Annotated in this window: 12 protein-coding genes; 8 read left to right on the forward strand and 4 right to left on the reverse strand. The window is 65.1% G+C overall.

Going from position 1 to position 10,671, the window contains the following annotated elements; translation table 11 throughout:
- Positions 1-32: 32 nt before the first annotated feature.
- Both AC1D34_RS07080 and AC1D34_RS07085 read right to left on the reverse strand, forming a co-directional pair.
- Complete coding sequence (locus AC1D34_RS07080; RefSeq protein WP_476823856.1) at positions 33-170, reverse strand: hypothetical protein; 138 nt, start codon at positions 168-170, stop codon at positions 33-35.
- Between the two features lie 154 nt (positions 171-324).
- Positions 325-1,083, reverse strand: coding sequence for an IclR family transcriptional regulator (locus AC1D34_RS07085; RefSeq protein ID WP_476823857.1), 759 nt, complete (start codon positions 1,081-1,083; stop codon positions 325-327).
- A 107-nt stretch (positions 1,084-1,190) separates the two neighbouring features.
- On the opposite strand from AC1D34_RS07085, the gene AC1D34_RS07090 reads away from it, so the two are divergent.
- The 5 genes from AC1D34_RS07090 to AC1D34_RS07110 all read left to right on the forward strand — a co-directional run bounded on the left by AC1D34_RS07090 (position 1,191) and on the right by AC1D34_RS07110 (position 5,999).
- Complete coding sequence (locus AC1D34_RS07090) at positions 1,191-2,162, forward strand: succinylglutamate desuccinylase/aspartoacylase family protein (protein WP_476823858.1); 972 nt, start codon at positions 1,191-1,193, stop codon at positions 2,160-2,162.
- A gap of 66 nt (positions 2,163-2,228) precedes the next feature.
- Positions 2,229-3,266 (forward strand): extracellular solute-binding protein, encoded by a 1,038-nt coding sequence (locus tag AC1D34_RS07095; protein WP_476823859.1) that lies wholly within the window; start codon positions 2,229-2,231, stop codon positions 3,264-3,266.
- Complete coding sequence (locus AC1D34_RS07100; RefSeq protein WP_441492362.1) at positions 3,263-4,132, forward strand: ABC transporter permease; 870 nt, start codon at positions 3,263-3,265, stop codon at positions 4,130-4,132. The genes AC1D34_RS07095 and AC1D34_RS07100 overlap by 4 nt, the downstream gene beginning before the upstream one ends.
- Positions 4,129-4,929 carry an ABC transporter permease gene (locus AC1D34_RS07105; protein WP_476823860.1) on the forward strand — a complete coding sequence of 267 codons (801 nt, stop codon included), beginning with the start codon at positions 4,129-4,131 and terminating at the stop codon, positions 4,927-4,929. The genes AC1D34_RS07100 and AC1D34_RS07105 overlap by 4 nt, the downstream gene beginning before the upstream one ends.
- A gap of 2 nt (positions 4,930-4,931) precedes the next feature.
- Positions 4,932-5,999 carry an ABC transporter ATP-binding protein gene (locus AC1D34_RS07110; RefSeq protein ID WP_476823861.1) on the forward strand — a complete coding sequence of 356 codons (1,068 nt, stop codon included), beginning with the start codon at positions 4,932-4,934 and terminating at the stop codon, positions 5,997-5,999.
- Positions 6,000-6,101: 102 nt separating this feature from the next.
- Here the strand turns inward: AC1D34_RS07110 and AC1D34_RS07115 are convergent, their stop codons facing one another.
- Positions 6,102-6,455, reverse strand: coding sequence for a hypothetical protein (locus AC1D34_RS07115; protein WP_441492359.1), 354 nt, complete (start codon positions 6,453-6,455; stop codon positions 6,102-6,104).
- Between the two features lie 555 nt (positions 6,456-7,010).
- Here AC1D34_RS07115 and AC1D34_RS07120 point away from each other — a divergent pair.
- From AC1D34_RS07120 to AC1D34_RS07130, 3 genes are all read left to right on the forward strand, one after another.
- The gene (locus AC1D34_RS07120; RefSeq protein WP_113518820.1) at positions 7,011-7,220 is read left to right on the forward strand and encodes a cold-shock protein; all 210 of its coding nucleotides are present in this window, start codon (positions 7,011-7,013) and stop codon (positions 7,218-7,220) included.
- A 343-nt stretch (positions 7,221-7,563) separates the two neighbouring features.
- Complete coding sequence (locus tag AC1D34_RS07125) at positions 7,564-9,162, forward strand: alpha-amylase family glycosyl hydrolase (RefSeq protein ID WP_476823862.1); 1,599 nt, start codon at positions 7,564-7,566, stop codon at positions 9,160-9,162.
- A 25-nt stretch (positions 9,163-9,187) separates the two neighbouring features.
- Entirely contained in the window at positions 9,188-10,198 is a 1,011-nt protein-coding gene (locus AC1D34_RS07130) for a glycosyltransferase family 4 protein (protein ID WP_476823863.1), read from the forward strand.
- A gap of 218 nt (positions 10,199-10,416) precedes the next feature.
- On the opposite strand, the gene AC1D34_RS07135 is transcribed toward AC1D34_RS07130, so the two are convergent.
- On the reverse strand, positions 10,417-10,671 hold a 255-nt coding region (locus tag AC1D34_RS07135), incomplete at its 5' end, for a CGNR zinc finger domain-containing protein (protein WP_476823864.1).

Below are 10,671 nucleotides of genomic sequence, written 5' to 3' on the forward strand. Positions count from 1 at the left end.
CACATCGCAAGCAAAATGACGCGCAATATCTGTCAGGTGCATCCCGGGAAGAGATGCGCACCGACAGAATGCGTGCCGTCATGTTGCAGCGTACCCTCAAACTCCTGGCCCTGCTCCATTCCCTCGCCAAACGCCTTGACGCTCATCTCACGCGCGGGGTGGAGCAGCATGGCCGCTTCCTGGCGGGACTGGCGCCCCGCAGTCCACCCCGCAATCGCGGTCGCGGTGCCTCGGAGCGCAGACCAGCCGCGCCCAATCCGGCCCGGGCGATGCCCCCTCGCGCCCAGGGCGGGGCTCGCTGAAACGCCCCGCCGGCCGCTCCGGTCAGTCCCCCTGCAACCAGACCGGATCGCGCATGCGCAGGCCGATCGCCTGCGCATGCCTTGCGACGCTCAAAGCGATGCGGTCCTGGATCGCCGCATCGGCCGCAATCGTCGGAAACGACAGGCACAGGCCCATGATCTCGTTGCGGCCTGGATCGGCAATGGCTGCGCCGATCGAGGAGATGCCCGGCGTGATCAGGCTCGATGAGCGGGCGATCCGGTCCTTGCGGATGGCGGCGAACTCGGCCCTGACCTCGTCGTCGCTCATGCTGGCGCGGATGCCGAGCTTGCCCTGGGCATCGAGCTGCGCCAGCGCCTGCGCGTCATCGAGGCGTGCCAGGATCGCCCGTCCGATGATCGAATCGAAGGCAGGCTTGCGCTCGGCGACCGAGCCGGTGTGCTGCAGCGCGTAGGTCCCCTGCTGCGCGACGAGCAGCACGCGCTCGTGACCCGCGACGATTCCGGCATGGCCGGTGAAGCCGAATTCGCGAACCAGATCGTCGATGGCAACCCGCACGAGATCGAGCAGGTTGTGCCGCGCGAGATAGAGCGCAGCCAGATCCAGCGCCTTTCCCCCCACGACATAGCCCTGGTCGCGCTCCTCGCGCTCCAGAAGGCCGGCCTCGGAGAGCGTCTTGAGCAGCCGCGAGACCGAGGCCTTGGGCATGTCGAGTTCGCGACAGACCTCGCCCACGCGCAACACGGGTCGCTCCTCGCTGACGAGGGAGAGAATGCGCAGTCCATTTTCGAGCGAGCTCATTGCTGTTCCATTAGAGATAACAGTGTTGACATATATGGGACGACTCAGGATACATAACAACAGCGAGCACGTACTGCACAGCCGCGAACGAGAGAGCGGAGCCAATGATGATCGGGACAGCCAAACCGGCCAAGGGGGAGATCACCCGCGGCCATGTCGAGCTTGGCTCTTATCCGGATGGCGCGATCTWCTCGCCGGTCCTGATCGCCGAAGGGCGCAAGGACGGTCCGACGCTCTGGCTCCAGGCCTGCATCCACGGCCCGGAAGTGGTTGGCCCGCTCGCGATCCAGCGCTTCCTGAAGACGGTGGACCTGAACGAGCTCTCCGGCCGGGTAGTCTGCCTGATGCTGGCCAATCCGCTCGGCTTCCGCGGCTACAACCGGCTCACCCCGCAGGACGGCTATAACCTCAACCGCGTCTTCCCCGGCGATCCGCGCGGCCACCACACCTATCAGCTCGCCCACCGGCTGCTCGATCTGTCGCTGGCCCATTCCGACGCGATGCTGGACCTGCATTCGGGCGGCGATCTCACGATCACCTGCCACTACACGCTGTTTCACAATAACGGCACGCCCGAGGGCATCGAATCGGAGCGGCTGGGACGCGCCTGCGGCGCACCGAATGTCTGGAACTCGCTCGAGGAAGGCCTGTCGGGCTGCCATTTCACGCATTACACTAGGAGCGGCAAGCCCTCGCTCATCGTCGAGAGCGGCGGCGGCGCCCGCGTGACCGCCGAGGATCTCGATCGCCTCACCCTGGCGATCTTCAACGTCTGCAAGGCGCGCGGCATGCTGCCGGGCGCGCCGGTCCTGCCGGCGCAGTTCCGCCTCGGCGGCGACGCGATCCATCACAAGGCGATCAAGGGCGGCCTGTTCATTCCAAAGGTCGGGCCTGGCGACGACGTGGTGAAGGACCAGCATCTGGCCGATATCGTCGATCTCTTCGGAGATGTCGTCGAGGAGGTGCGCTGCCCGGTCGAGAAGGCCTGGGTCGGCTCGATCCGCCGCCCGCATATGCCGATCTACAATGGCGACCAGGTTTTCGAGCTGGTCGGGACCAAGGGATATGACGCGGCCTGAGCCTTGCACTTGAACTCGGTAATACCAGACCGGGTTCGGATGCCCGGTCCAACAAAGGGGATCGTGATGGGTACCAGCTCTCTTGACCGGCGCCAGCTTCTTGCAGCGCTCGCCGCCTCGACGGCATTGCCGTTTTCCTCGGCGCAGGCCCAGGCCCAAGCCTTCGCCGGACGCAAGCTGGTGAGCTCCGGCTTCGGCGGTTCGACCATGGACATCATCCAGTCGGCCGTCTTCACCCCCTTCGACAAGGCGACCGGCGCCTCGTCGACGCAGGTACCGATGCAGTCGGCGGCTGCGCTCGCCCGCATGAAGGCCGAGGCCGGCAACCCACAGATCGACCTGTTCCAGTTCTCGGGCGGCCAGGAAGCCTTCGCCAAGAGCGAGGGCTTGAGCCAGCCGCTCTCGGGCGTCTCCCGGCTTGGACAGATCCCGGCGGGGCTGAGGGATCCGGACGGCCATTGGGTGACCTGGGCCGTGATCGCCGAAGGAATCGTCTACCGCAAGGACAAAATTCCCACTCCGCCAACGAGTTACAAGGACTTCCTGAAGCCGGAATACAAGGGTCACATCGCCTTTCCGGCGATCACCAACGGTTACGGTGTCGATTTCCTCGTCATGCTCGCCAAGGCCTTTGGCGGCAGCGAGGACAATATCGAGCCCGGCTTCGAGGCGATGAAGCAGATCAAGGGCGAGACGATCTTCAAGGCGGCTTCCGACCTGCCGACGCTGTTCGGCCAGGGCGATATCTGGATCATGCCCTACGACACCGGCAATACGTTCAAACTGCAGCAGGCCGGCCTGCCGGTCGCCTTTGCGACGCCGAAGGAAGGCAGCCCGGCGGTCTTCATCACGGCCTGCGTCGCCAAGGGCGCCAAGAATGCCGACATCGCCAATGCCGCGATCGACGCGATGCTGAAGCCCGAGGCACAAATCGAAATCGCTCGCGCGATGCGCTGGACCGCCTCGAACCCCGAGACCAAACTGCCGGCCGATCTGACCGGCGAGGTTCCTTCGGTGGACAAGCTCGCGCAGCTCGACCGCGACAAGATCAACGGCAAGCGCGCTTCCTGGATCGAGCGCTGGAACCGGGAAATCGCACGGTGACCAAGGCAGCGACGCGCAGCAGCGGGCCGCGGTGGGCGCTCTTCGCGCCCGTCCTCCTGTTTGCTCCCTGCGCCTTCGTCTACGCGGTCTTCTTCATCTGGCCGCAGGCGTCGCTGCTGGCGATCAGCGCGAGCGACGCGACCGGCATCACGCTCGCGCATTATCAGCGCTTTGCCGGGGATTCCTATTACTGGGAAATCCTGGGGCGCACGCTCGGGCTCGGTGCGGCCGTGACCGCGATCACGCTCGTGCTCGGCGTGCCGACCGCCTATCTGCTCGCCCGCGCACAGTCGCGCTGGGCGGGCTTTCTCCTGCTGCTCACGACCTTTCCCCTGCTGGTCAGCGCCGTGGTGCGCTCCTTCGGCTGGATGGTGCTGTTCTTCCGCGACGGGCTCCTCAGCCATGGCCTGATGGCGCTTGGGCTCGCCGACCGGCCAGTGCAGACGATGTATACGATGTCCGGCGTCATCATCGCGCTGGCGCAGGTGCTGCTGCCCCTGATGATCCTGACGCTGCACGGCGTCTTCAAGTCGATCGACCGCGATCTGGAATATGCCGCGATGAGCCTCGGTGCCCGGCCAAGCGTCGCGCTCGGCCTCGTCACGCTGCGGCTTGCGAGCGGCGGCATCGTCGCGGGGTCGCTCCTGGTCTTCTCGCTGGCGATCAGCGCCTTCGCGACCCCGAGCCTGGTCGGCGGCGCGCGGGCCAATGTGATGGCGACGGCGATCTACGAACAGGCGATCGAGCTGCTGGACTGGCCCTTTGCCGCGGCGCTGGCGACCATTCTGCTGGTCACCGTGCTCGCGCTGTCCCTGGCCTATGGCGCCCTGCTCGAAGGCCGTGGCGAACGCGAGGCGGCGCGATGACGATCTCCTTCCGTTCACCGCTCGGCTTCGTGCTGCTGCTGCTGGCCGTACTCGCCTTCGTCTACCTGCTGCTGCCGATCCTCGTCGTCGTCGCCGCGCCGCTCGGAGATACCGGCTATCTCGCCTTCCCCCCGCGGGGACTGACGTTCAAATGGTACGCCGCCGCGCTGCATGACACGCGCTATCTCTCGGCGCTCGCCGTCAGCCTGCGCATTGCGCTCGTCAGCGCGCTGATCGCCTGCACGATCGGCGTCGCGGCGGCCTACGCGCTGACCCGCTTCAGCTTTCCCGGCCGGCGGCTGCTCGAAGCCATCTTCCTCTCGCCGCTCATCCTGCCGACCCTGGTGCTCGCCGTCGGGCTCACGCTGTTCTTCACGCGCACCGGGCTTCTTGCCGGTTCCTGGAAGCTCGTTGCCGCGCATGTGATCGTCTGCACACCCTATGTGCTGCGCGTCTCGCTGCCGGTGCTGCGCCGCTTCGACCGCAGCCTCGAGGAGGCCGCGCGCAATCTCGGGGCCTCGCCGGTCACCGCCTTCTTCCTGGTCGTTCTGCCGGTGGTCCGGCCCGGCATCGTCGCCGGCACGGTTCTCGCCTTCATCACCTCCTTCGACGAGGTGGTGCTGGCGCTGTTCCTGGCGGAGCCCGGGGCTCCGACGCTGCCGGTCATGATCTACTCTGCGGTCCAGCTCGGCTTCGAGCCGTCCGTTGCAGCGGTCTCGGGCCTGCTCGTCCTGGCGACGCTCGGCCTGATGATCCTCTACCACCTGCTGGGCACCTTCGGAGGCCGCCGGAACTGACCATGGACATCCAGCTTCAAAACCTGCGCAAGACCTATGGCTCGGCGGTCGCCGTCGCCGACATGAGCGCAAAGATCCCGCAAGGCCGAATGCTCGCGCTGCTCGGTCCCTCCGGCTGCGGCAAGACGACGACGTTGCGGATGGTGGCGGGCTTCATCGCGCCGACCTCAGGCTCGATCCGGGTCGGCGACAACGATATCACGACGCTGCCCGCGCATAAGCGCGACACCGGCCTGGTGTTTCAGAACTACGCCCTGTTCCCGCATCTGAGCGCCGCCGAGAACATCGCCTTCGGATTGCGTCGGCGCGGCGTGGCGCGCGCCGAGCGCGAACAGCGCGTGACGGCGATGCTGGGCAAGCTGAAGCTGTCGGGCCTCGCAGACAGGCTCCCACGCCAGCTCTCGGGCGGCCAGCAGCAGCGTGTGGCGGTCGCCCGCGCGCTCGTCATCAACCCGTCGATCCTGCTTCTCGACGAGCCCTTCTCCAATCTCGATGCCAAGCTGCGCGAGAGCACAGGCCTCGAAATGTCGCGTCTGCAGCGCGAGTTCGGACTGACCTCGATCTTCGTGACGCATGACCAGACCGAAGCCATGAGCATCGCCGACACGATCGCGGTGATGAAGGACGGCCAGCTGCAGCAGATCGGCTCGGCCAGCGAGATCTACGAACGGCCGGCCAATCGCTTCGTCGCGGATTTCATCGGCAGGGCGAACTTCCTCGCCGGCCGCATCCTGCGCCGTGAGGGACAGGACGCCGTCGCGGAGCTTGCGGCCGGGCTGGAGATGCGCCTGCTCGATCCCGGTGCCGCCGCGGTACCCGGTGCCCAGGGCGAAGCCCTCCTGCGGCCGGAGGCAATCGCGCTTGCCGATCACGCCTCCCCGGGCAGCCTCAAGGCCACCGTCGAGCAGATCTCCTATCAGGGCGCGATCGCCAATCTCCATGCCCGGCTCGGCGACGGCAGCGCGATCGTCGCCAGCGTTCCGCCCGAGGATGCCAGGGGATTGGAGCCCGGCAAGCCAATCGGCCTTGTCCCGAAGCCGGCCGGGCTGATCTGGTTCCCGAAGGCCTGAACGGGCAGAGCGCCGTCGCGCGCGGATCGACATCGAAGGCAGCCCATCCGCGGACGAAGACAAGGGGTCACCCGCAGGCGGCAACCCGACGCCGGAGTGACCTCAGGTCTTGGTCAGCCCGAGAGCGATGGCACAGGCTTTGGCGACATCGGAATCGGGTGACGAGCTACCCGGCATTGTCGCCCATCCCCCCTTCGCGATGAACTCGCCCTGCTGCCACGAGCCGATCTTCTTCAGCTCGACAAGTTGTTCTGTCGCGTTGGCCTGCTGCTGGAACCTGACCACGCAGATCGGCGAGAGGGCGGAGATCACCGCCGTGCTGGAACGCGCCGCGGCGTCGCGCTCCGCCCTACCCTGCGTGACCCAGCCGCCCCAGCTGAAGCCGATAATTGCAAGCGCGACAGCTCCACCGACGGCGCCCCAGGCGGCCGGCTTCAGTTCTGCAGGGATTTTCATGATTTTTATCTTTCCTCATCGGAATAAAATTGTCCGATGACCAACAGTATCATCTTTTTCGATCACAGATTTTCTTTTCACCGCAGTGCCATTCTCTGCTGTTTTTTGAAATTTACACTGAGGCCTCGTCAACTCGMGGGTCAGCCCGTGCTCCCCGTCAGCGAGCGCAGCGGCTCAAGCGGGCGCTCCGCCAACCCAGATCATCCTCAGGCGGGCTCTCAGCTTTCCGGGCTTCCTCGGCAATTTCGGCATCATCGGCACCGATATTTCACGTCATGACGAACGGGCATCGCTGAACAGGGTCAATTCTTTCTCGAAAATCTTGAATTTCGTCGAAAAATTATTGGAGCCCAGCACCTTGTTATTTGATTTCTTCCGTAATGAAACTTGTTGTTTACTTTTTCGATAATTCGTTTACTGTCTGATTGTCGATAATTTGTTGGCTGTTTTCTCCGCGTGTTTATGCGCGCCTGACGAACCCCCTTCGAAAATCGTGGTGAACCCATCGGGCATTCGCTCGGTGGCCGACAAGTATTGCCAGAAGGAGAGTTCGTGATGAGCACCGGCACAGTAAAATGGTTCAATTCCACCAAGGGCTTCGGCTTCATTCAGCCAGATGACGGAAGCCAGGACGTCTTCGTCCATATCTCCGCCATCGAACGCGCTGGTATGCGCGAGATCGTCGAAGGCCAGAAGCTTGGCTATGAAGCGGTCCGCGACGCCAAATCCGGCAAGATGGCCGCCGAGCAGTTGCAAGCCGCGTAATCGCTATTCAGCCTCACCGATAGCCACGGATGTACTGGTGTCGGTCATGAGGTTGGAAGGAAGGGCCAGGTTCAACGCCTGGCCTTTTTCATATCCGCCGATGGTATTGGCTTAGCACCGATCGGGAGAAGCCACTGTCCGAAAAAACCAGAGCCCGCACCCAGGCGGAAACCGCATCCCTCAAGACGCAAACCCGATCCCTGTCGCGCAACCGGATCAGCTCAGAGACTGAGGCCATCATTCAAGCCCGCGACGCCAACTCCGCCAGGTTCAAGGATCAGCGGCTGAACAAGGAAGCGCTCGACCGCGCCGCCGCTGCGGCTGCTCCTGGCATCCCGCTCCCATGACCGCGCCTTGGTGGCAGAGCGGTGTGATCTACCAGATCTATCCCCGCTCCTTTCAGGATGGGAATGGCGATGGCATGGGCGATCTCAGGGGTATCGGGCAACGGCTCGACTATCTCGCCGGCCTCGGGATCGACGCGATCTGGATTTCCCCGATCTATCCCTCGCCGATGGTCGATTTCGGGTATGACGTTGCCGATTACTGCGACATCGATCCGCGTTTCGGCACGCTCGCCGATTTCGACGATCTGCTCGCCCAGGCCCATGCGCGCGGGATCAAGATCCTGCTCGATTTCGTCCCGAACCACACCTCCGACCGGCATGCCTGGTTCGTCGAGAGCCGCTCCTCGCACGATAATCCGAAACGCGACTGGTATCTCTGGCGCGATGCCGCTCCCGATGGCGGGCCGCCCAATAACTGGGTGAGCGATTTCGGCGGTTCGGCCTGGGAATGGGACGAAGCCACCGGCCAATATTACTACCACGCCTTCCTGAAGCAGCAGCCGGACCTCAACTGGCGCAGCCCCGCCGTCCAGGCTGCGATGTACGACGTGATGCGTTTCTGGTTCGACCGTGGCGTGGACGGTTTCCGTATCGACGTACTCTGGCACCTGATCAAGGCAGGGAGCTTCCCGGACAATCCGCCGAACCCGGCCTATCACCCCGCGCTCGCCGAGATGCACCGCGTGCTCCAGCTCCATTCGACCGACCAGGCGGAAGTCCATGTGATCGCTGCCGAGATGCGCGCGATTGCCGACGGGTACGGCGCGGCCGGGCGCGGTGAGCGCGTGCTGATCGGCGAGATCTATCTGCCGGTCGATCGCCTGATGCACTATTACGGACGTGAGCGGCCGGAAATGCATCTGCCTTTCAACTTCCAACTGATCGAGGCCGTCTGGGAGGCGCGCGCGCTGGCTGCGCTCATCGCCACTTACGAGGCGGCACTTCCGCCGGGCGGTTGGCCGAACTGGGTGCTTGGCAATCATGACAGGCCCCGCGTCGCCACCAGGCTTGGACAGGCTCAAGCCCGCGTCGCGGCGATGCTGCTTCTGACGCTGCGGGGCGCTCCGACGCTTTACTACGGGGACGAACTCGGTCTGAGCGATGTCCCAATCCCGCCCGAACAGCTGCACGACCCGCGCGGCCTGCGTGAACCCGGGCTCGGCCTGGGCCGCGATCCGGTGCGTACGCCGATGCCGTGGGATGGAAGCGCCCATGCGGGCTTCAGCACGGCCCAGTCCTGGTTGCCACTCAATGCGGACTGGCCGACGCGGAATGTCGCGCGGATGATGCCGGAGCCTGCCTCGATCCTCCGGCTCTATCACCAGCTGCTGGCACTCAGRCGCGACCATCCGGCCTTGGCGGTCGGCGCCTTCGCGCTGCTGGAATCCGACGGCGACGTCCTTGCCTATGAGCGGCGCGAGGGCGCTCAGCGGCTGATCATCGCGCTCAATCTCGGCGGACAGCCGCAGCGCCTGGCGTTACCCAGGGACACAACCGGTTGCCGTTTGCTGCTTTCGACGCTCGCCGCGGCGCCCCTCATCGAGAACGATGTGCTGCTGCTCCGGCCAGACGAAGGCGTCATCCTTGCCGCCTGATCCAGAACGAGGGAAGGACGACCGCTTGCGCATCGCCATGCTGGCGCCGATCTCCTGGCGGACGCCGCCCCGCCATTACGGTCCATGGGAACTGGTGACCAGCCTCCTGACCGAGGCCCTGGTCGAGCGCGGCGTCGATGTCACGCTTTTTGCCACCGGGGACAGCCAGACCTCCGGCACGCTCGCGGGTCTTTGCCCGGCGCCCTATTCGGAGGACCCTGCCATCGACGCCAAGGTCTGGGAGATGCTGCATGTTGCCCATGTCTTCGAGCGCGCAGGCGAGTTCGACCTCATCCACAATCAGGCGGATTTCGTGCCGCTCGCATTCTCCAGACTGGTCGAGACGCCGGTCGTGACGACGATCCACGGCTTCTCGTCGGACCGCATCCTGCCCGTCTTCAAGACCTATGAGGATCGCGTCCATTATGTCGCGATCAGCGAGGCCGATCGCCATCGGGACCTGCGCTATGCTGCCGTGATTCATCATGGCATCCGGCTCGAGGACTTTCCCTTCGACCCTGATGGCAGCCAGGACCTGCTCTTCTTTGGTCGCATCCACCCCGATAAGGGCGCGGCCGAAGCGATCGCGACGGCACGCCGGGCAGAGCAGCGGCTGGTCATGGCCGGCATCGTCCAGGACGAGGGCTATCACGCGGCGCAGGTGGTTCCCGCCCTCGACGATCGGTCGGTCACCTATCTCGGACCTGTTGGCGGGGCGCTGCGCACCAAAACGCTGGGCTCGGCGCGGGCGCTGCTTCACCTCATCAACTTCGAGGAGCCTTTCGGATTATCCGTCGTCGAAGCGCTTGCCTGCGGCACGCCAGTCATCGCCTTCAACCGAGGCTCGATGCCGGAGCTGATCGAGCATGGCGTCACGGGCTTCCTGGTCGACAGCGTCGATGAAGCGGTCGCGGCTGTCGACCGCATCGGAGAGATCGATCGCGCAGCCTGCCGGGCTTCCGTTGCCGCGCGCTTTACGGTGGAGCGCATGGCCGACCGGTACTTGAGCTTGTACCGATCCCTCCTCGGCCACTGACGCCGGATGCGGCGGCGCCCGACAGGGCGACCGCGGTCGACGAGAGCGGGAATGGCAGCGCGCCTTCGCCTTTGAATGGCGCGCCGAATGGTCAGACCACTGCCGCGCTATGGCCCGAGCGCCGGCCTCAGTCCGACGATCCTGTCGGAATTCCAGGCCCGATGGCTTGAACGACGCGCCGGAAGGATCGGACTGACAAGCCCATCGTCCGTCGAGCCTCACCCGCGCGCCTTGCGGCGCGCGTAGTGGGCGCGCGCCTTCGCGCGGTTGCCGCAGCCCTCCATCGAGCACCATTGGCGTGACTGGTTGCGCGTTTCGTCCAGGAAGACCCAGCCGCAGCTCGGATCGGCGCAGCGGCGCAGATGATATCGCCTGCGCGACGCCGCCAGTTCCAGCACCGAGACCGCGACCGGCAGCAGCGGCAGCCGCAGATCCGGCGGTGATCCGCTGGGGTGCCAGTGATGGATGCGGGC

The sequence above is a fragment of the Allobosea sp. P1_A7 genome, from assembly GCF_056406775.1.

Coding starts and splice junctions, on each gene's coding strand:
- AC1D34_RS07115 (WP_441492359.1), bottom strand. CDS start 6,455: ATGAAAATCCCTGCAGAACTGAAGCCGGCCGCCTGGGGCGCCGTCGGT.
- AC1D34_RS07105 (WP_476823860.1), top strand. CDS start 4,129: ATGACGATCTCCTTCCGTTCACCGCTCGGCTTCGTGCTGCTGCTGCTG.
- AC1D34_RS07080 (WP_476823856.1), bottom strand. CDS start 170: ATGCTGCTCCACCCCGCGCGTGAGATGAGCGTCAAGGCGTTTGGCGAG.
- AC1D34_RS07085 (WP_476823857.1), bottom strand. CDS start 1,083: ATGAGCTCGCTCGAAAATGGACTGCGCATTCTCTCCCTCGTCAGCGAG.
- AC1D34_RS07110 (WP_476823861.1), top strand. CDS start 4,932: ATGGACATCCAGCTTCAAAACCTGCGCAAGACCTATGGCTCGGCGGTC.
- AC1D34_RS07120 (WP_113518820.1), top strand. CDS start 7,011: ATGAGCACCGGCACAGTAAAATGGTTCAATTCCACCAAGGGCTTCGGC.
- AC1D34_RS07095 (WP_476823859.1), top strand. CDS start 2,229: ATGGGTACCAGCTCTCTTGACCGGCGCCAGCTTCTTGCAGCGCTCGCC.